Genomic DNA, 19965 nt, shown 5'->3' on the forward strand with positions numbered 1-19965 from the left:
ACAATGAAAACTCTAATTTATGATCTCGAAATCATCCGCTGCATCCCCAGCAAAGTCCGCTTCTCGGACTTCGACTACTGCGAAGGCTGGCGAGATTTCCAGAATATGGGTATCTCAGTAGCTGCCTATGGGTGGCTTGATGATGAAGACCCCACCGTCTTTGATTGGACTGACGATGTAGCCCGGTCCAGCTTCATTGAAGCTATCAACGCCGCCGACATCGTATCGGGCTTCAATTCCGTCAACTTCGATGATCACTTGCTCGCCGCTAATGGAGTCGAAGCCAAAACCACCTACGACATTCTCTTTGAGTCCCGACTGGCCGCCTACGGCTCATTCGACTACCAAGACCAGCCAGAAGGGCATTCATACGCCCTAGATCCCATTTGCCGAGCGAACGGACTAACGAAAACTGGGAGCGGAACGCTAGCGCCCCAATGGTGGCAGCTTGGCGAGAAAGAGAAGGTGCGCCGTTATTGCCAGAATGATGTGCGTATCGAGCGAGAAGTCTTGCGGCTGGCGCTCGATGGCGCCTTGGTTAACCCCAACTCAGGGCAACGCCTTTCTGTCCGCCCCCTGGCCCCTTACCAATACTGAAAATGGCTGAAATTCGATTTGATATCTTGGAATCAGGGCGATTCCTGATTGAGCGGCTAGAAAAGCCCCTCTACGCCCACCGCTCAATTCACACGAGCGTCAACGTCCTTCTGGCGATCGACGCTCAAGGCAAAAGCATCGAACAACTGGTTAGGTTAACCGGGCTGAACGAAAACACCCTGAAGATCTACCTGAGGCATCTAAACAAGCTCCAACTCATCCATATTGAACGCCAGCCCAAAGCCCATGGCTGGAGCGAAAATATTTATTTCCGCTGGGGCGATCGCTAAGGTGCCGGCGGCCGATTAGGGTTCCCCAGACAAATCCGATAGGCCCGCTGATGCACATCATCCCCGATCCACGCTTGATACAAATCAGCGTGGATTTTTACTGAGTGGCCAAGCTGCGCGGCTGCCAAGGAGATATCTAGCCCAAACTCAATCGCCCGCCTTGCCCAGCAATGCCTTAAGTCATAGGCTCGGAATGGGCAGTCGAGCCTACGGAAAAACTGGGAGACCCTGTGACCAAAATCACCGTTATCCCGCCCGCTGCACTGGGGCGGGTTTTTCTGTGCCAAGCCCCAGCCATCGCCCCACTCGGGATAAAGCGCCCATACTTTTCGTGGGCCGGTCTTGCCTCCGGTCAGAGTGCAGATTCCGCCGTCGATCGCCTCAATTAGAAATACCTCGTGCGGCCGTAGCCCGAAAGTGGCGATCGCCCCATACGCCCACTGCCACTCTGGGGACTGGATGCGATCGCGCCACTCAGCAATCAGAGTATCAGGGGGGAGGTTCCGAGGTTGCACTCGCCGGGGAGAATATTGGCCCGCCAGTGGGGAAAGGTCGCAGTCCAGTCCTGAGAATTTCGCTAGCGCCCCTAACGCCATACAAGCCCGCCGTCGAGTTTTTGTGTCTGGCTCTGTCGCCAACGCGGTCTGTTTCAGTAGTTCTGGTGATAAGGGGCGGTTGTGAGGGAGCTTTCGGAAAATCGCCTGATAGTCCGTCCGGAAGGTTAGCTCGGATTTCGCCGTGCGTCGCCGGCGGCTGAAATAATCTTGCTCAAATGCTGCGATCGCATCAGAGACCGTCGCGGTTCGGGGTGCGTGGCCGTAGTCAGCCCAGTCGAACTTATCTAGGGTGAGTGCGGATGCGATCGCCCTTGCCTCAGCTTCTGCTCGCTTCAGTCCCGCCGCCGTCGCCGGCACTCCCAGATAAATTCTCTGCTGGTGGCGATGGGGTGTGGTCGAGCCTGGCTTGGGGGGTAGGGTGGCCCGGAGCCAAAGGCGATCGCCAGAGCGCCCAATTCTGATCGGAATTTTTCCAGCCTTGAGCCGCCCGTTAGCCTGATTGATTTTGCCTTGAATATCCACGCCTAAATTCCAGCCTAGTTTCTGTAAACGATTAGACCCACCCTGATTATCGTACAATAATCAACCCCAAAGACACATAAGCGAAACCCCCAACCCGAAAAGGATTGAGGGTTATTTTCCGCATGGCAAAAATGCCAGGAGGCGGATTTGAACCGCCGACACGAGGATTTTCAGTCCTCTGCTCTACCGACTGAGCTATCCCGGCTAGGTGCCACTCAAAAACGTCTGTGTTTTTCAGTGCTTAAACATCCTAACAGATCGATTTTTAAAAGGCAACCCCCCTCAGCGGAGAAATTTCTCAGACCCGTTTAGGGAGGATACCAGTGGAGCAAATTGCCCCACCGATAGGGAGTTGAGGGATTACATTGGCCGCAGACGAGTCAGCCGGAGGTTAAACGGACCGCTCCCTCCGGCACCAAAGGCGCGAACTCGGATAATATAGGTTCCCGATCGCTGAATGCGCATAAACAGCAGTGAGTTTGTGGTTCCATCGGGGCCGTCGTCATTCTCGCCAATGGTGAGGCCATCCGGAGTCAGCAGGGAGACGATGGTATCAAAGCTATCAGAGGTCACATCGATGGTAATCTGATCCCCTTCCTCTAACTCCACCACATAGTCATGGGCAAACCCTCCCTGTCCAGTTGGAATATCATTTTCTGAGAGAACCCCCGACACTTCACCGTTGGGCGGTAAGCGGGTAGGGTTATAAAGGTTCTTTTGACTTTCGATGGCTTCGGCCGTCATCACCCAACTCAAGGTAATGAGGGGAACCGTGACCAGATGCCGCGCTAACCGAGAAACCTGCTTAGACTTCATAACAAAACCTCACAACACAAACCGTTTACTGCACTATACCAACCTGACCTGATTATTCCTGATAAAACTTGTAGACGGATGCACTCCTTCAGCTTAGCGAACCGGATTCAACAGATCTTCCCCGCCTTCAGGAAAACCTGGGGCGTTCCCTTACTGATATTTTGGGCGATCGCCGTCCTCATCGATCGCCTCTGGCTGGCCATTGATCGCGGCGTCCCGGATTGGGACACAGCCGATTATCTCACCGGGAGCCTCAATTACTGGTGGGCCCTGCAAACCCCAAATTGGTTCTCAGGGGAGTGGTGGACCAATCTGTGGCTGTTGTCCTCCAAAATTCCCCCCTTTATTTATCTCATCACGGCCCCGTTCCATAATCTGTTTGGACTCTCCAGCGACGTCGCCTTTTTACCCTATATCGTCTGGACAGGACTGCTGCTATTTACCGTCTTCGATTTAGGGCAGCATTTGTCCTCCCCGCGTGTGGGTCTCTGGGCTGCTGGACTCTGCACCCTGTTTCCCGGCCTGGTCACCTTCCGCTTCCACTATGTCTTAGATTATCCCCTGGTCGCCGCCACCTCGACGATTCTCTGGAGTTTAACCCGTTGGCGTAATAGCCAACAGCATCGGAGTTGGTGGGCGATTCTGTTTTGGCTGTCCTTAGGCTTGGGGGTGTTCTTAAAACAATCCATTGCTCTGTTTCTGGTGGTTCCCATTCTCTGGACCTTGGCGGCGTTACTGCTGAAGCGACAATGGGGACGATTTTTACAGTTGGGGGCCGCCGTTGTGGGATCGGCTCTCATCTGGGGTTGGTGGTATCGAGCCAATTGGCTGCTAGTGCTGACGGGGAGTAAACGGGCCACCATTACCGCCGCGTCTGAACAAGGAGACCCCTCCCTACAAAGTCTCGAAGCCTGGACTTACTATTTCTTTCATCTTCCTGAACCCATCTCCTGGGTGCTGCTGTTGGGATCTCTGGCAGGACTGCTGCTGTTGGGAGCCAGACGGATGATGAAACCGATTTTTCAGGTTCCCAATGCTCCCCCCCTGCGGCCGGGAACCGTCCATTGGCTGGCGATTATTCTGTTGGGCAGTTATTTCTTTAGCTCCCTCAACCCCAATAAGAATCCCCGCTATATTCTGCCGATGTTGCCGATTCTTTCCCTGATTCTGTCCTATGGACTCATGGCCTGGGGTTGGCGGATTCGTTGGGGGATTGTGACCCTGACGGCGTTGGTGCTGGCGTTCCAACTGCGACCGATTTCTGTGTTTATGCCTACGGTATCCCGCGTTTATGTGGGAGAGCCATTTCCTCATCAGGAGGTCATCGCCAGTCTGATTGAGGAACGGCCCTATTTACGGACGACCTTGGGGGTGCTGCCGTCGACTCCCAGCCTGAATCAACATAATCTCAATTATTATGGGGCGCGGGCCAATTTCCAGGTCTATGGCCGCCAGGTGGGGATTCGTCATCAGGATGTGGCGGCGGATGTGCGATCGCTCTCCTGGTTTGTGACGCAGACGGGAGATCCCGGTTCTGTCCCTGATGCCTACCAGGATACGGTGGCTCTGGTGGAAGAGGGGGGCGACTTTGAGGTATGGCAGCAATGGCCCTTACCTCAGGGGGAAACCCTCAATCTCTATCGCCGCCAGGTTCAGCCGATTACGGTCACGGCGGAGGACATCGGCCAGTCCCCAGAGGCGCTGCAATTGCTGGGGGTGAATGTTCCTGAGCAGGTTGTGCCGGGGACTCCGGTTCCGATTACCTATCAGTGGCAAGGCGGCGAGCAGGATATTCGCGATGGCGTGCTGTTGGTGACCTGGCAACGGACGGATGGGGAGGAGTTCTGGATTCATGACCATGCCATCACCCAACGGAAATGGATGAACCATCCGGCTCCTGGAGAGGCTCCCTGTCGCAATCATCCAGAGACCTGTCGCTTTCGCGTCTCGGAAACTTTGGCGATGTTACCTCCGGCGACGTTGACTCCGGGAACTTATGGGGTGTCGGTGCAACTGCTGCATCCAGAGACGGGGGCGATTGAGGCGATTGAGAGTCCTGAGGTGCAGCTGACGGTTGACCCCAATGCTGAGGTGGTTGAGGCTCCGGAATTGGATTTGGTGACCCAACTGCGGCAGTTTGCTCAGGTGCTTCCTCAAGGGATTGATGGTTTTGATGAGATGTTTGCTGAGATTTCTCGGGTTAATCAGTATGACCCGGTTCAGGATTATCTTGATGTGGCGATTGAGTCCCTGGAGGCTCGGTTGCAACAACAGCCTCAGCGGGCGGATTGGGCCTATACGGTGGCGTTGGCTTGGATTCTTAATAAACGGGCAGACCGGGCCATTGATGCCTTTGAACGGGTTGTGACGGTGGATACCCAGAATCCTTATGCCTATGCGTATCTGGCAGTGGTCAATCTGTTGGATTTACATCCCTGGGCGGCTCAGGAGGCGATCGCCCAAGGGCAACAGTTACCTCAAGATATCCCAGAATGGCAGTTCCTCGATGGGGTAGCCTCGCTCATGGGGGGGAATCTCTGGCGAGCGGTTCGGGAGTTGCCCTCTGGGTTGCAGGTGATTAGTTCGTCTTAGATGTTTGAACCTGGACATTTTTAAGTCTTGAAAACACCAAAGAGTGGCTATCTTGATGTTTTTATTGTCATACTTGATGTGACTTTGATTTTGTTGGTTTTGCGTCTTGGGGAATACCCCGATCATCATCATTGAGGTTGTTTATTGAGATTTAGTTGCAATAGCCGAGCGAATTAGCTATGATTAGCTCGTAATTGACAATGATTTGTAATTACAAATTTGACTCTCGAACCTCTTATGTCATGGTCTGGGGATGGATTTGACTCTCTGTCCCCACTTTCTTACTCGGGTTCTGTTCCTATTCTGCGTTTGGAAAATTGCCGTGTTTGCTACTCAAGATCCTCCGATTGCTCTGTCTCCCATTACCCTGCGTCGCTTCCCCCAGCGGAGTTTTATCCCCTCTGAGGTGGATACACTCTGGAAGATCACCAAGGGGGTTGTGCGGACTGTGACCTGGAATGATGCTGGAACACCGATTAGTTTAGGCTTATGGACTGTTGGGGATGTGGTGGGCCTGGCCCTGTCTCGGGTACATCCCTATGAAATTGAATGTCTCACTCCAGTCCAGGTGCAGGCTATCCCCCGCTCTCACTGGAGACATCTGACGGAACAACTGATTGATCATGCTCAAGAATCCCAACAGCTTCTGGCGATTATCCGTCAGGAACGCATCCGCGATCGCCTTTTGGCGTTTTTGCACTGGTTGTCTTATAAATTTGGTCATGCTCATGGCGAGGGTCGTGTGATTGAGCTGAAACTCTCCCATCGGGCGATCGCCGAAATCCTAGGAACCTCTCGGGTGACGGTCACGCGCACCCTTGGTCAACTCGAAGAAGAGGGTCTGATGCAACGTAGACGCGAGTGTTGGCATCTGAGCCATGAGAGCTTCCCTTCGTGAGTTCCTAGGCGGCTTGGGTCGCCGAAACTGCCCCGATGCTTTGTCTCGTACAGCTTCTATGGCAAGATACATAACGTGCGGTCGGTAAGTCGTATGATAAAATCGTCCGTCGTTTTTGTTGGGAACTATAGAGCAAACACATGTCAACGATTGAAGTCGGCAGTCGAGTCCGCGTCAAAGAATCTGTTATTGTCTATCATCACCCCGAACATCGCAACGAACCATTTGACATGAAAGGGAGTGAGGGCGAGGTCTTGAACCTCATCGAAGAATTAGACGGAAAGCCGATTAGTGCCAATCTTCCGGTTCAAGTGGTGTTTAAGGTGGGTAAGAAGAAGTTGAGGGCCCATTTTCGCCCCGACGAAGTCGAGGCGATCGCCCAATAACCCCCGAGCCTCATGTCCCCTTTGACCAGTCAGAGTGTTGGCGGAATGACGGTCACCCTGCATTACCCCGCCGCCAGTGACCGACCCTTAGCTTTAGCCGTCTTCCTGAAGGGGTTAAACGTAGCTCCGAGTCACTATTCCTACTATGCCCAACGTTTGGCACAGTATGGTTTTGTGGTGGCTCTGCCCGATCCTATCACTCGGTTACCTCGGCGAGACGAGTTATTTGCCTCGACTGGCTTATTTGAGGACTTGCAGGCGACCTTACGCCGTGAGGGTAATCGCGTTGATTCGCCGTTGTTCCAACGGGTTGATAGTGAGCGGGTTGCTCTACTGGGTCATTCTCAAGGGGGAATTGTGGGCCTGGATGCGGTGGTGAATGCTTCGGCGGTCTCCCTGATGTCAGGGGATTACAGTTTGCCCTCTCAGTTGAAGGCGGCTGTGTTTTATGGCAGTGTCTTGGATGTGGAGTTTATCGGCGATCGCCCGCTCAATCACCATGATTTGCCCATGGCTTTGATGGTAGGGAGTCGCGATAGTCTCATGCCAGCGGCGGAGGTGCGAGACACCTATGAGCGATTGCAGAATCCTCCTAAACTGTATTTAGAGGTGGAGGGGGCCAATCACTATGGTATTACCAATGTCAATAATCCCCCTCAAGCTCCCTTAGATCCCCGCTTACCGGATATTCCTCAAGAGATTGCCCTAGAGAATCTAGCTCGTTGGAGTGGGGTGTTTCTGCGGGCCTGGGTTCTCGAAGATGCGATCGCCCGAGCCTATCTCCAGCAAATGTTAGGGACAAGCGATCCCGTTGTCTCTTTGCAAGGAGAGTTGTAGAATCGCCAGAATCTAGGCAGTAGGCAGTAGGCAGTAGGCAATAGGCAATAGGCAATGGGCGATAGAAGGGACCGGCTAATGACTGGGTCTATGCCTGTGTGGGAACTCCGTGAGCGGGGTCTTGATCTGGGTTGGGCGATCGCCCTCTTGAGATGACCATGATAGACTTCTAGAGAGAAATTGCAACTGTCTGACCCCTGGAAATGACCGCCAATCCTGATGATCGTCCCGAATCTTCCCCCTCCACGCCTTGGTGGCGATCGCAAGGGGAAAATATCCGTCTGATTATCATCGCCCTGGTGATTGCCCTGTTGTTACGAACTTTTGTGGCGGAACCCCGTTATATCCCCTCGGATTCCATGTTGCCCACCTTAGAACAGGGCGATCGCCTTTTGGTTGAGAAAGTCTCCTATTACCTCCACCCACCCCAACGGGGCGATGTGATTGTTTTTAGTCCCCCTGAGCAACTTCAACGACAGGGCTATCAACGAGATCAAGCCTTCATTAAACGGGTGATTGCCCGGTCTGGGGATACTGTGTACGTGGTCAATGGACGGCTGTATCTCAACGGGGAACTTCAGGTTGAACCCTATATCGCTGAACCTCCCCGATATCAGTGGGGGCCCGCGACCATTCCTCCTGACCGCCTCATGGTGATGGGAGATAACCGCAACAACAGTAATGACTCCCATATTTGGGGCTTTCTGCCCATTGAGAATGTCATTGGACGGGCGGCGATTCGGTTTTGGCCCGTTGACCGTCTGGGGGGATTAGCTCCCTCGGTTGAGGCGTTTGTTAATTTGGGCGATCGCCCCAGTCAATAACGCTCCCCCCATCAGAAGACCAATGGCGGGGGTAAACACTGGTTCCCAGAGACGATACCAGAGGTCTAAGCCTAGGGAAAGTCCGGTTCCTCGACCGACAACGGCTAGGGCTAACCAGAGTAAACTACTCAGAACAAAAAAGAAGTTCACCACTAAGAGGGTGTTTAGCCAGTTTAAGAAGGTCTGCATTGGGGGAAATTCAAGAAAGTAATGGACAATTCAGTTAGGACGCGTGCGAAGGAAAAATTAGCATACCTCTGGACATGGGGGGTTGGGCGTCACTTGATGTCTTATTTTGTGTGACTTGTGTGACTCTAAACTTAATAGCGGACACGGGGGTCAATCCAGGCGTTTAGGATATCAATCATAATGCTGATGCCGACCACGATCGCCCCAAAGAAGACCACTAATCCTTGGACGGCGGGGTAATCGCGGGCGGAAATGGCTTCGTAGAGACGACTGGCCAGGCCTGGCCAAGAGAAGGTCACTTCCGTGAGAATTGCCCCACTGAGTAGGGCCGCAAAGGTTAAGCCTAAAACGGAGATGGTGGGAATGAGGGCATTCTTGAGGGCGTGGGCCAGGAGAATCCGTCGTTCGGGAATCCCTCGGGCCCGGGCGGCTTCGACGTAATCACTCTTTAGGGTTTGTTTGAGGTTAACTCGCACCACCCGTTCAAAGATACCGCTCAGGAGAATCCCCAGAGTAAGACTGGGGAGGGCGAGATGATAGAGGGCCGCAAAAAACTGTTGGGGGTTTAGGGCCAGGAGACTATCGAGCAGATACAGTCCGGTGATGGGGTTGGGGGTCGGAACGCCAAGGGGGAAGCGGGTTCCCAGAGGAAACCAACCCAATTGCACCGAGAAAATAAGCTGTAAGACCATCCCCATCCAGAAAACGGGAACCGAGTAGGTAAGGATGCCAAACAGCCGTCCACCGGCATCCCAGGGGGTATTAGGACGCGAGGCTGCCAGCATTCCCACCGCAAAGCCAATGACGACGGCGATCAGCATACTGGCGATGGCTAACTCGGCGGTGGCTGGGAAGAAGTCACGGATAATTTCCCAGACGGAGAGTCCGCGACGGGCGGCGGATTCCCCTAAATCGAGACGGAGGAGGGAGCCGAGATAGGTGAGATATTGGTCGAGTAGGGACCCGGATAATCCTAATTGCGATCGCAACTCCTCTTTGAAGGCTTCTGGGGCCCGGGGGCCAAGAATGGCATCGACGGGGTCGCCGGGGGTAGCCCGCATCAGCAGAAAGACACCGGTGGCGATGGTCCAGAGCATCAGCGGCGCGAGGAGCAGTCGTGTTAAAACGTAAGCTTGTAGGGCGCGAGAACGGGACACAAGGAGTTTGGGAGTAAGGACAGTCTCAAATCGTCTCCTATCTTACAATCGAATTAAGACGAAATGATATCTTGTGCAGGTGTCGAGTGTTGCATCGACTGGAGATTGAGGATGGGGATGGGGTGAAGCCGAGCTATCAGGGTTACGATTGAGATGGACGTTTGAGAGTGACTGAATAATGGGAGGAGGGCGGGGTAACCCCGATTGTTTTAAGCGCGGTTCAATTTGGGGCTTGGCGATTGTTTTGATGATGTTGACGATTCCCTAAGGGTTGACTTTTAAAAATTTCGCTACACTTTCACTATATGAGTGATATCAATTTTTTTTATCTGCTTCCTCGCTATTTTAGGAATCGCTCTGTCAGTTTTAACTCACTATGAAGGATTATCGATTCATGTCTATGTCCTCGGACGTGCAAACCCTGGAACGCCCTTGTGTTGAACGAGTGTTTGAATGCATGAGCGACGCCATCTGGACAGTTGATGCGTCGTCGGGGCAGATGCTTTACCTGAATCCCTCAGCAGAACGACTGTATGGGCGATCGCTACAGCAATTTCATGAGAGTGGCCAGACTTGGTTTGAACAACTCGCGGAGGGCGATCGCGATCGGCTTCGCTATATCACGGCGAGCCTCGAACATACAGATGAAAGCGCTGATTTAGTCCTGGAGTATCGCATCCAACGGCCTGACGGTGAGTTTCGCTGGGTATCGAGCCAAATTTGGCAAGTATCGACGGAACGAGGTCGGCGTTTACAGGGAATTAGTAAGGATTTGACGGAGTATCGCCAAACTCAGCAGAAAAAAAATCAGAGGTCGGCGTTTACAGGGAATTAGTAAGGATTTGACGGAGTATCGCCAAACTCAGCAGAAAAAAAATCAGTTTGAGAAGTTGGCGGCGAATCTTCCTGGGGTTATTTATCAATATGTGTTGCATCCTGATGGAACTGCACATTGAGAAGTTGGCGGCGAATCTTCCTGGGGTTATTTATCAATATGTGTTGCATCCTGATGGAACTGCACGCCACCCGTATATTAGCCCCCGTGCTCATGAACTCTATGAACTGACCCCCGAGGAGATTCAGGCCGATGTGAATACCATTTGGGAGAACATTCACCCCGATGATGTGGAGTATGTGCAATCGACGATTCTGGAATCAGCTGAGCAACTGAGCACTTGGACTTGTCAATGGCGACATTATATGCCTTCTGGAACAGTCAAGTGGTTATCTGGTATTTCTCAGCCAGAACGACGAGACAATGGGGATATTATTTGGGATGGAGTCCTCTTTGATATTACAGAAAACAAACAACTTGAGGCAGAACGCGATCGCTTTTTTGATTGCGCCTTAGATTTGTTCTGTATTCTCGGTTTTGACGGTTACTTTAAACGGCTTAACCCAGCTTGGATAACAACGCTTGGATATACCATGGAGGAGTTCAAAGCTCATCCTGTTTTAGAGTTTGTTCATCCTGATGATATCCATGCGAGTGAGTCAAAGCTGGCGGATGTTTTGCAGGGAAAAAATATAGCGGGTTTTGAGAATCGTCTGCGAACAGCGTCAGGGGCTTACTGTTGGTTGTCTTGGACGGTGGTTTCGTTTCCAGACGATGAAGCTATGTATGCGATCGCCCGCGACATCAGTGACCTCAAGCAGGCTCAATTAGAACGGGAACGACTCATTGCTATTATTGACGCTTCTCCCGATATTATCAGTAGCGCCGATTTAGAAGGGAATATCACCTATTTTAATCGTGGCGGACGACAAACATTAGGATTAGAACTCGATGAAGATGTATCTCACTATCACATTGAGGACTTTTTAACCCCAGAATTTGTGGCTCAATGCCGAGAATGGGTTATCCCTCAAACCTTAAAAACAGGGTCTTGGCAGGGAATTTCCGAGATTCGTCGTCGGGATGGAACCTTGATCCCCACATCTCAGCTTGTCATTGCTCATCCAGCGACTTCTGAGTCTGAAGCTTATCTCTCCACCATTATTCGCGATATTTCTGATGTTGAAAAGATTGAGCGACAACTGCGACAAAAAGAAAAATTCCTGCGAACGATTTATGATAATCAGGGAAATATCGTCTTTGTGGTTGATGTCTGTGAAGATGGTAGATTTCGCTTTGCGGGCTGGAATGGATTTACGGAGCGACTCATGGGGATTTCCTCAGAAGAAATTGCTGGAAAAACCCCCCAAGAAGCCTTTGGTGATGATATTGGGGAATTATTCTTACAAAATTACCGCAATTGTATCTCAGCAGGTCAAACAATTAGCTATGAAGAAGCCTTTTCACATCAAGGACGTCGCGTTTGGTCTCAGGTCGTGTTAACCCCATTATTTGATGGACGGGGAACCATTGAACGGTTGATTGGAACGTCAACCGATATCACCGAACGGAAAGAGGTAGAACTGGCCTTACAAGCATCAGAAGCCAAATACCGCTCCCTGGCCCAGCAAGAAAAACTGGTCAACCGTTTGGCTCAGCAAATTCGCCAGTCTCTAGACCCCAAACAAATCCTTGAAACCACTGTTCGGGAATTATATGTCCTGTTGGGGGTCGATCGCTGTTATTTCCTGTGGCATCATCCCAATTCCTCAAATGATGATCTGAAACTGGCGGCTGAGGCCAAGCGGGAAGAGTTACCCAATCGCTTGGACGAGTACCCACGAATTTTTGCAGGACTGCTGAGTCCCCTGTTGAGATCTGACGATATTGTTCGCATTGATGATGTTGACGAACTCGACGATCCGAAGTTGAGAACTGGATTGCAGCGATTTGGTTATAAGTCGTTGCTATTATTCCCCGTCGAGACCAGAAAGACGACCGTGGGAACCCTGGCCTGTACCCGAGAAATTGCTTCCCAATCTTGGTGCGATCGCGATGTGGCGTTAATTGAGGTGGTTTGCGATCGCCTGGCCATCGCCATTCAGCAGGCTCTCCTCTACCAACAATCCCGAGAAGCTGAACAACAAGCCAAAGCGAAAACCTTGGAACTCGAAGCCACCCTACGACAGCTACAAACCACCCAGGCTCAACTCATCCAAGCGGAAAAAATGTCCAGTTTAGGACAATTAGTGGCTGGGGTGGCTCATGAGATTAATAATCCCATTAGTTTTGTCTTTGGCAACTTGGTTCATGCCAAACAGTACAATCAGGATCTGCTGACTCTGTTGGAGTTGTACCGACAGACCTATCCCCAGCCGAGTCCAGAGATCCAGGATTGTATCGCTGAGATTGATTTAGATTATCTAGTGGAGGATATCCCTAAACTCTTTGACTCCATTGAGACGGGGGCCGTGCGGATTCAGGAGATTGTGCGATCGCTGCGAACCTTCTCACGGCTCGATGAGTCGGAGGTGAAGGCCGTCGATTTACATGAGAGTATCGAGAGTACCCTAACGATTCTCGGGAGTCGCCTCCGGGCCAACAGTGAGCGTCAGGAGATTTCGGTGATTCGTCAGTATGGGGTCTTACCTCGGGTGAACTGCTATGCTGGACAGCTTAATCAGGTGTTTATGAATCTCATCGCTAATGCCATTGATGCGGTGGAGGCGGCGATGTTGGAGCGGCCACAAGGCGATGGAGGCGTCATTGAGGTGACGACGCGGCTAACGGCTCAGGAGCGGGTACAGGTGCAAATTCGTGACAATGGAACCGGGATGGAGGCGGATATCTGCGATCGCATTTTTGACCCCTTCTACACCACGAAACCCGTGGGGAAAGGGACGGGGTTAGGCTTATCCATTAGTTATCAGATTGTGGTAGAACGCCATGGAGGAACTCTGATTTGTGAGTCTACTCCTGGTCAGGGGAGTACCTTTACGGTGCAAATTCCTATCAGTTGCTCGCCGAAGGTCTCAGTATCCGTCTTAAGTTAGTTTCAGTTCAAGCATATAGAGTTTAGAACAATGCGGCTTTTAGGTCTCGTCACATCCGGTTTGAGTTGTCTTTGTTGTCTCGGGAGTTTGGCCCTTGAGCCGGGACGCGCCCAGGAGCCAGAAGGCTATTCCCAGGGGATGGTGGTTTCGGCTCATCCCTTAGCCAGTGAGGCAGGGCTGATGATGTTGCAGCAGGGGGGCAATGCGGTAGATGCGGCGGTGGCCAGTACCTTGGCAATTTCCGTGGTGGAACCGTTTTCAGCGGGAATTGGTGGCGGTGGCTTTTTGCTGTTTTTTGAGGCGGAAGCGGGGCAGATGCACAGTTTGGATTTTCGTGAGCGGGCCCCCCTGGCGGCGACGGAAACCATGTATTTGGATGAGTCGGGGGAACCGGAACCTCGGGCCAGTTTGGATGGCCATCGGGCCGTTGGGGTTCCGGGAACCGTGGCGGGGTTGGTTGAGGTGCATCAACGCTATGGGGTGTTGCCGTGGGAGGAGGTGGTTGAGCCGGCCCTGAGGTTGGCGGAACAGGGATTTACAGTGCATCAGCGGTTTGTGGATGCGGTAGAACGCCGTCAGGAGGTGTTGTTGGCTAATCCAGCGGCCCGGGAGGCGTTTACGCGGGAGGGAGAGCTGTATGAGGTGGGGGAACGGTTGCGACAGCCTCAGTTAGCGACCACTTTGCGGCGTTTGGCCGAGAATCCTCGGGATTTTTATGAGGGGGAGATTGCTGAGGCGATCGCGGCGGATATGGCGGCCTATGGCGGCTTGGTGACTCGGGAAGATATGGCGGCTTATGAACCGATTTGGCGCGATCCTCTCTGTGGGACATTTCGTCAGGTTGAGGTCTGTGCTATGGGGCCGCCGTCATCGGGTGGGGTGCATCTGTTGCAAATTCTCAATCTGATTGGCGATCGCCCCCTGGAAGCCCAAGACCCCCATCACCCGGATACGGTGCATTTTTTGGCGGAGGCGATGCGGATTGCTTATGCCGATCGCTCGGAGTATTTGGGAGATCCTGATTTTGTAGAGGTTCCGGTGGCGGCGTTGATTAGTGCGGCTTATGCTGACTATCGTCGTCCCCAGATTGATGAGGGCCAGGCCCGAGATTCGGCGAAGGTGACGGCGGTGGACCCCTCGCGCTTGAATCAGGTGTGGGAGTCTCCCGAAACCAGTCATTTGACGGTGGTGGATGGTGATGGCAATGGGGTGAGTTTGACGTTTACGGTGAATGGAGGCTTCGGCGCGGGAGTTGTGGCGGCGGGAACGGGAATCTTGCTCAATAATGAGATGGATGATTTTGCTGTTGCCCCGGGAGTCCCCAATCTCTACGGGTTGGTGGGGGGAGAGGCCAATGCGATCGCCCCGGGGAAAACGCCCCTGTCGAGTATGACGCCGACGATTGTCTTGGAGGAGAATCAGTTACGTCTGGCCTTAGGTTCTCCTGGGGGCAGTACGATTATTACTACGGTTCTACAAGTGTTGTTGAATGTGGTTCTGTATGAGTTGGATGTGGCGACGGCGATCGCCGCTCCTCGTTTCCACCATCAATGGTTACCGGATCAGCTATTGCTACAAGAGGGGGGATTTGCCTCAGAGACGGTGGAAAACTTGCGGCAACGGGGCCATGAGATTAACCAATGGCAGGGTTGGGGAAATGCCAATGCCATTGTGGTGACGGAGGATAACCGGTTGCAGGGGGCAGCTGACCCCCGAGGGGACGGCACTGCGCTAGGCTGGTAGGGCTGGTTCCGCGCAATGTCCCCCAATGCCTACTGAACTGATTACTCTGGTGGCTGCCTTGATTTTGGCTTGGTTAGTGTTTACCTGGCTGATGCGGGTAATTCACACTACCCTCTCGACAGCGTTGTCTGTGGCGGCGATCGTGTTGTTGTTACAACTGTTGTTTGGGATTGACCCGAACGCCCTTTGGCAAGAAATTCAACGCTTTGGTGATGTGCTTCTTGAGGGGGTTGAAAACCTGTTTCGGCGGGAGTCATAAATGAGGAACCCTACCGCAGTGGGATGGCTAACAGGGCTTCTCCGCCTATCATGATTTTGCAAAATATTGGCAGATTCGTAACAATTTATTACATTCAAGAGTCCAGATTTGCTAGGGCCAGCAGATCCCGAGACTCTAGGCAGAGAATTGGCGAGGAGGAGTCAAGAAAGGACGAGGGTTTGATAGAATCATAAAACTCTCATTGTCGGCGATCGCCCGTGACCGTTGCCGTTTTATCGCAGTAACCCGCCGTTTCCCTTGAAGTTTTCCAAAGGGTGCAGGTCTGCGGTATCCTCATGACGGTGGAGTGAGACCACCACCAATCCTGCTTGATTGACGCACAGCATCTGAATTTATCGACAAGACATAAGAATACCCATGAGATATCGTGCTTTAGTTGCCCTACTCCTCGCAATGTGCGTTGGGTTCCTAACCGCTTGCGGCGAAGAACCCATCAGCTTATTAAGCGATGAAACTTACACCTACGATCAGATTAAAGATACCGGACTTGCCAATAGTTGTCCCCAGCTTCCGGAAACGGCTCGGGGGTCCTTTGACCTGGATGTGGGTTCTGACTACATTTTGACGGATTTATGCCTCGAACCCACGAGCTATTTCGTGAAAGAAGAAGCCGCGAACAAGCGTGAAGAAGCCAAGTTTATCAACGCCAAAGCGTTAACTCGCTATACCTCCTCTCTGGACCAAGTGACGGGAGATCTAACCCTGGACAGCAATGGGGTTTTAACCTTTGAAGAACAGTATGGGATTGATTTCCAAGCCATCACGGTGCAACTTCCCGGTGGGGAGCAAATCCCAATGCTGTTTACCATTAAGAAACTGGTGGCCACGACTCCGAACGGCCAAACCGGTATCAGCACCTCGACAGATTTAACAGGTGACTATATTGTTCCTTCTTATCGCGGTGCCAGTTTCCTCGACCCGAAAGGCCGGGGTCAAGCGACAGGCTATGACAACGCAGTTGCACTTCCTGCGGCGGCGGATGATGAGGAAATCATGCGGGAGAATGTGAAAGACACGCCGGTGTTGGACGGCAACATCTCTCTGCAAGTCTCGAAGGTGAAAAGTGAAACCGGAGAGATTGCTGGTATTTTTGAGGCGGTTCAAGCCTCGGATACGGATTTAGGCTCTAAGGAACCTGTGGATGTGAAAATTCGCGGTCTGTTCTATGGTCGGGTTGAACCGAAGGTCTAAGATTCTCTGACTCTATTTGGTTTAGGGGCTGCCTGAGGTGATGCTTTGGGCAGTCTTTTTTTTGGGGAACAGGGAACAGGGAACAGGGGGAAGAAGGCAGTAGGGGGAAGAAGGCAGTAGGCAGTAGGCAGTAGGGGGAAGAAGGTAGTAGAGATGTATTGGTATAACGGCCGGATTTGTTCTGGGGAGCGGATTGAGTTGGGGGTGAGTGATCCGGGGTTTTTGTATGGGGCGACGACCTTTACGACGTTACGGGTGTATGAGGGGGGATTGCTGGACCCGAGGACGGCTTGGTGTGACCATGTGGAACGGTTGCGGGGGGCGATCGCGGCGTTGGATTGGATGGCCCCGGATTGGCGGCAACTGGAGACGGGGGCCCAGGAGATGGCGGGGGGGTTTGCGGTGTTGCGGGTAACACTGTTTGCGGATGGCCGGGCGTTGATTACGGGACGAGAACTCCCCCAGGATTTGCGACAACGACAGCAGCAGGGGATTGTGGCCTGGTTGGCGGAGGGGCCAGGGTTTGCTCGTGGGTTGCCCCAACGGAAGACAGGAAATTATTTGGGCCCCTGGTTGGCGTTGCAGCAGGCTCGCCGTTGGGGGGCGTTGGAGGCGGTTTTGGTTAATGAACGGGGGGAGTGGTTGGAAACCAGTACCGGCAATCTCTGGGGGTGGTGGGACGGACAATGGTGGACTCCTCCGCTGTCGGCGGGAATTTTGCCCGGTTTGGGGCGATCGCAGCTCCTGCAAGCGGCTCGGCAACAGGGCCTGGAGGTGTCTGAGCAGCCTTGGCTTCCCTCGGTGGTGCGGCGGTTTGAGGGGCTGGCTTATAGTAATGCGGTGGTGGAGTTGGTTCCGATTCGCCAGGTGCTGCGATCGCCCAGACCCGGCCAAGAGATTGAAACAGAACGTTATGATGGAGGACAGGAGGCGATCGCCGAGTTGCGATCGCGTTTAAAATCTCTCTAACCCCCTTACCTTAAGGGATTTCGCTGGATTCAAATTCCTCAACTTTGGGAATCTTTGCAGGATCAGGAGGGTTTAGGTTAATATAAGTTAACACAAGGTCTCATAAAATCTCAGATTCGAGCGTCATTACAGAAATTATCAAAGAAAGGAGGATTACCCCCGGTGAATAAACGGTGGAGAAATGCAGGGCTATACGCATTACTAGCGATCGTCGTCATCGCCTTAGGGACGACGTTCTTTGACCAACAGCCCCAAGCTCAACAAACAGCTAAATATAGTGAATTTATCCGCGCCGTCGAAAGCGGTCAGGTAGAAGGAACGGTGGCCATCAGTTCCGATCGCACCGAAGCCACCTATACCAACCCCGACGGAAGCGGCAAAGTGGTGGTCAATCTCCCCAATGACCCCCAACTGATTGATATCCTCACGGAAAACAATCTCGATGTGCGGGTGCAACCCCAAACCGATGACGGGTTCTGGTTCCGCGCTCTCAGTAGCCTCTTCTTCCCCATCTTGCTGCTGGTGGGACTCTTCTTCCTATTACGCCGCGCCCAATCTGGCCCCGGTAGCCAAGCCATGAACTTTGGTAAATCCAAAGCTCGGGTGCAAATGGAACCTCAAACCCAAGTGACCTTTGGCGATGTGGCTGGGATTGAACAGGCCAAACTGGAACTCACAGAAGTGGTGGACTTCCTGAAAAACGCCGATCGCTTTACCGCCATTGGTGCCAAAATTCCCAAAGGGGTCTTGTTAGTTGGCCCTCCCGGAACCGGTAAAACCCTCTTAGCTCGGGCTGTTGCCGGTGAAGCGGGGGTTCCCTTCTTCTCGATTTCAGGGTCTGAGTTCGTCGAAATGTTCGTCGGTGTCGGTGCATCCCGTGTCCGTGACCTGTTTGAACAAGCCAAACAAAACGCCCCTTGTATTGTCTTTATCGATGAGATTGACGCTGTTGGTCGTCAACGGGGTGCGGGTTTAGGCGGCGGTAACGATGAGCGGGAACAAACCCTCAACCAGTTGCTGACCGAGATGGACGGCTTTGAGGGCAATACTGGTATTATCATCATCGCAGCCACAAACCGCCCTGATGTCTTGGATGCGGCTCTGTTGCGTCCTGGTCGCTTTGACCGTCAGGTGGTGGTCGACCGTCCCGATTATGCCGGTCGCTTCGAGATTCTTAACGTCCATGGTCGCGGTAAAACCCTGGCCAAGGATGTGGACTTGGAGAAAATTGCTCGCCGGACTCCTGGATTTACCGGGGCTGACTTGGCGAACCTACTCAACGAAGCCGCAATTCTGGCCGCTCGTCGCAATTTGACGGAAATCTCCATGGATGAGGTCAATGATGCCATTGACCGTGTTCTGGCGGGACCCGAGAAGAAAGACCGGGTGATGAGCGAGAAACGCAAGAACTTGGTGGCCTATCACGAAGCCGGCCATGCTCTCGTCGGTGCCTTAATGCCGGATTATGACCCCGTTCAGAAAATCAGTATCATCCCTCGGGGTGCTGCCGGTGGCTTAACTTGGTTTACCCCGAGTGAAGACCGCATGGATTCTGGGTTATATTCCCGCTCCTATCTGCAAAATCAGATGGCAGTGGCTCTCGGGGGTCGTCTGGCTGAGGAGATTATCTTCGGCGAGGAGGAAGTGACCACCGGTGCGTCTAATGACTTGCAACAGGTGGCTCGGGTAGCTCGTCAGATGGTGATGCGCTTTGGGATGAGCGATCGCCTTGGACCGGTGGCTCTGGGAAGTCAGCAGGGTAATATGTTCCTCGGTCGCGATATTTCCTCGGAACGCAACTTCTCGGAAGAGACGGCGGCGGCCATTGATGAGGAAGTCAGTAAGCTCGTCGATGAGGCGTACAGCCGCGCCAAGCAAGTCCTCACAGAAAACCGCTCGGTGTTAGACCAGTTGGCTCATATGCTGGTTGAGCGTGAAACTGTTGATGCTGAGGAACTGCAAGAGCTGCTCTCGGGTAGTGATGTGAAGATGGCGGCGATCGCCTAGTTCTGATTATTCTGAGAGGATTGCCTCGGGAATCCTCTCGGTTCTTCGATGAAACCCCGGTCGCCATGACTGGGGTTTTGTGTTATCCCTATTCCCTTCCCCTCCGGGGCTAGGGGTGAGTTATGCGGAATCGGGTTTTGAAAACTCCGCTCTGTGCGGATTCCGTATTCTATTTCGTGCTATATTAACCATTAATTTTAGGTTTGCGATTGTAGCACAAAT

Annotated in this window: 18 protein-coding genes and 1 tRNA gene; 14 read left to right on the top strand and 5 right to left on the bottom strand. The window is 52.8% G+C overall.

Annotated elements, in window-relative coordinates; translation table 11 throughout:
- Positions 1-3 precede the first annotated feature (3 nt).
- A complete protein-coding gene (locus tag L855_RS06330; RefSeq protein WP_159785625.1) occupies positions 4-597 on the top strand; it encodes a 3'-5' exonuclease family protein in 594 nt (197 codons plus the stop codon).
- 2 nt (positions 598-599) lie between these two features.
- Positions 600-887, top strand: a complete 288-nt coding sequence (locus L855_RS06335; protein ID WP_159785628.1) for a hypothetical protein — start codon at positions 600-602, stop codon at positions 885-887.
- Here the strand turns inward: L855_RS06335 and L855_RS06340 are convergent.
- The 3 genes from L855_RS06340 to L855_RS06350 all read right to left on the bottom strand — a co-directional run bounded on the left by L855_RS06340 (position 884) and on the right by L855_RS06350 (position 2782).
- Positions 884-2023, bottom strand: a complete 1140-nt coding sequence (locus L855_RS06340) for a site-specific integrase (RefSeq protein ID WP_219729883.1) — start codon at positions 2021-2023, stop codon at positions 884-886. The genes L855_RS06335 and L855_RS06340 overlap by 4 nt on opposite strands.
- Before the next feature lie 75 nt (positions 2024-2098).
- Positions 2099-2171: transfer RNA gene (locus L855_RS06345), tRNA-Phe, on the bottom strand.
- Positions 2172-2326: 155 nt separating this feature from the next.
- A complete protein-coding gene (locus tag L855_RS06350) occupies positions 2327-2782 on the bottom strand; it encodes a PPC domain-containing protein (RefSeq protein WP_159785630.1) in 456 nt (151 codons plus the stop codon).
- Between the two features lie 78 nt (positions 2783-2860).
- Between L855_RS06350 and L855_RS06355 the strand changes: the two genes are divergently transcribed.
- The 5 genes from L855_RS06355 to lepB all read left to right on the top strand — a co-directional run bounded on the left by L855_RS06355 (position 2861) and on the right by lepB (position 8319).
- A complete protein-coding gene (locus L855_RS06355) occupies positions 2861-5374 on the top strand; it encodes a glycosyltransferase family 39 protein (protein WP_159785633.1) in 2514 nt (837 codons plus the stop codon).
- A 322-nt stretch (positions 5375-5696) separates the two neighbouring features.
- A complete protein-coding gene (locus L855_RS06360) occupies positions 5697-6272 on the top strand; it encodes a Crp/Fnr family transcriptional regulator (RefSeq protein WP_159785636.1) in 576 nt (191 codons plus the stop codon).
- Positions 6273-6412: 140 nt separating this feature from the next.
- A complete protein-coding gene (locus tag L855_RS06365; protein ID WP_425500559.1) occupies positions 6413-6658 on the top strand; it encodes a ferredoxin-thioredoxin reductase variable chain in 246 nt (81 codons plus the stop codon).
- Positions 6659-6670: 12 nt separating this feature from the next.
- Positions 6671-7495 carry an alpha/beta hydrolase family protein gene (locus L855_RS06370; RefSeq protein ID WP_159785639.1) on the top strand — a complete coding sequence of 275 codons (825 nt, stop codon included), beginning with the start codon at positions 6671-6673 and terminating at the stop codon, positions 7493-7495.
- Between the two features lie 203 nt (positions 7496-7698).
- Positions 7699-8319: a signal peptidase I gene (lepB, locus tag L855_RS06375; protein ID WP_159785642.1), complete on the top strand. Its 621-nt coding sequence runs from the start codon at positions 7699-7701 to the stop codon at positions 8317-8319.
- On the opposite strand, the gene L855_RS06380 is transcribed toward lepB, so the two are convergent.
- Both L855_RS06380 and L855_RS06385 read right to left on the bottom strand, forming a co-directional pair.
- A complete protein-coding gene (locus L855_RS06380; protein ID WP_159785645.1) occupies positions 8266-8508 on the bottom strand; it encodes a hypothetical protein in 243 nt (80 codons plus the stop codon). The genes lepB and L855_RS06380 overlap by 54 nt on opposite strands.
- Positions 8509-8639: 131 nt before the next feature.
- Positions 8640-9665, bottom strand: a complete 1026-nt coding sequence (locus L855_RS06385) for an ABC transporter permease (RefSeq protein ID WP_159785648.1) — start codon at positions 9663-9665, stop codon at positions 8640-8642.
- 394 nt (positions 9666-10059) lie between these two features.
- Between L855_RS06385 and L855_RS06390 the strand changes: the two genes are divergently transcribed.
- The 7 genes from L855_RS06390 (at position 10060) to ftsH3 (ending at position 19743) form a co-directional block, all read left to right on the top strand.
- On the top strand, positions 10060-10500 hold the full coding sequence (locus L855_RS06390) for a PAS domain S-box protein (protein ID WP_159785651.1): 441 nt from the start codon (positions 10060-10062) through the stop codon (positions 10498-10500).
- A gap of 104 nt (positions 10501-10604) precedes the next feature.
- Positions 10605-13553, top strand: a complete 2949-nt coding sequence (locus L855_RS06395; RefSeq protein WP_159785654.1) for a PAS domain S-box protein — start codon at positions 10605-10607, stop codon at positions 13551-13553.
- Between the two features lie 30 nt (positions 13554-13583).
- Positions 13584-15296, top strand: coding sequence for a gamma-glutamyltransferase (ggt, locus tag L855_RS06400; protein ID WP_159785657.1), 1713 nt, complete (start codon positions 13584-13586; stop codon positions 15294-15296).
- Positions 15297-15321: 25 nt separating this feature from the next.
- On the top strand, positions 15322-15555 hold the full coding sequence (locus L855_RS06405; RefSeq protein WP_159785660.1) for a hypothetical protein: 234 nt from the start codon (positions 15322-15324) through the stop codon (positions 15553-15555).
- Between the two features lie 378 nt (positions 15556-15933).
- Positions 15934-16767, top strand: a complete 834-nt coding sequence (gene psbO, locus L855_RS06410) for a photosystem II manganese-stabilizing polypeptide (protein ID WP_159785663.1) — start codon at positions 15934-15936, stop codon at positions 16765-16767.
- Between the two features lie 153 nt (positions 16768-16920).
- On the top strand, positions 16921-17736 hold the full coding sequence (locus tag L855_RS06415) for an aminotransferase class IV (RefSeq protein WP_159785666.1): 816 nt from the start codon (positions 16921-16923) through the stop codon (positions 17734-17736).
- Between the two features lie 162 nt (positions 17737-17898).
- A complete protein-coding gene (gene ftsH3, locus L855_RS06420; RefSeq protein WP_159785669.1) occupies positions 17899-19743 on the top strand; it encodes an ATP-dependent zinc metalloprotease FtsH3 in 1845 nt (614 codons plus the stop codon).
- Positions 19744-19965 lie beyond the last annotated feature (222 nt).

It is taken from the genome of Sodalinema gerasimenkoae IPPAS B-353, assembly GCF_009846485.1.
Classification (GTDB): domain Bacteria; phylum Cyanobacteriota; class Cyanobacteriia; order Cyanobacteriales; family Geitlerinemataceae; genus Sodalinema; species Sodalinema gerasimenkoae.

Bases quoted from the DNA above. Each gene is read 5' to 3' on its own strand.
- L855_RS06330 (WP_159785625.1), top strand. From the start codon at position 4: ATGAAAACTCTAATTTATGATCTCGAAATCATCCGCTGCATCCCCAGC.
- L855_RS06335 (WP_159785628.1), top strand. From the start codon at position 600: ATGGCTGAAATTCGATTTGATATCTTGGAATCAGGGCGATTCCTGATT.
- L855_RS06350 (WP_159785630.1), bottom strand. From the start codon at position 2,782: ATGAAGTCTAAGCAGGTTTCTCGGTTAGCGCGGCATCTGGTCACGGTT.
- L855_RS06355 (WP_159785633.1), top strand. From the start codon at position 2,861: ATGCACTCCTTCAGCTTAGCGAACCGGATTCAACAGATCTTCCCCGCC.
- L855_RS06365 (WP_425500559.1), top strand. From the start codon at position 6,413: ATGTCAACGATTGAAGTCGGCAGTCGAGTCCGCGTCAAAGAATCTGTT.
- L855_RS06370 (WP_159785639.1), top strand. From the start codon at position 6,671: ATGTCCCCTTTGACCAGTCAGAGTGTTGGCGGAATGACGGTCACCCTG.
- lepB (WP_159785642.1), top strand. From the start codon at position 7,699: ATGACCGCCAATCCTGATGATCGTCCCGAATCTTCCCCCTCCACGCCT.
- L855_RS06380 (WP_159785645.1), bottom strand. From the start codon at position 8,508: ATGCAGACCTTCTTAAACTGGCTAAACACCCTCTTAGTGGTGAACTTC.
- L855_RS06390 (WP_159785651.1), top strand. From the start codon at position 10,060: ATGTCTATGTCCTCGGACGTGCAAACCCTGGAACGCCCTTGTGTTGAA.
- L855_RS06395 (WP_159785654.1), top strand. From the start codon at position 10,605: ATGGAACTGCACATTGAGAAGTTGGCGGCGAATCTTCCTGGGGTTATT.
- ggt (WP_159785657.1), top strand. From the start codon at position 13,584: ATGCGGCTTTTAGGTCTCGTCACATCCGGTTTGAGTTGTCTTTGTTGT.
- L855_RS06405 (WP_159785660.1), top strand. From the start codon at position 15,322: ATGCCTACTGAACTGATTACTCTGGTGGCTGCCTTGATTTTGGCTTGG.
- psbO (WP_159785663.1), top strand. From the start codon at position 15,934: ATGAGATATCGTGCTTTAGTTGCCCTACTCCTCGCAATGTGCGTTGGG.
- L855_RS06415 (WP_159785666.1), top strand. From the start codon at position 16,921: ATGTATTGGTATAACGGCCGGATTTGTTCTGGGGAGCGGATTGAGTTG.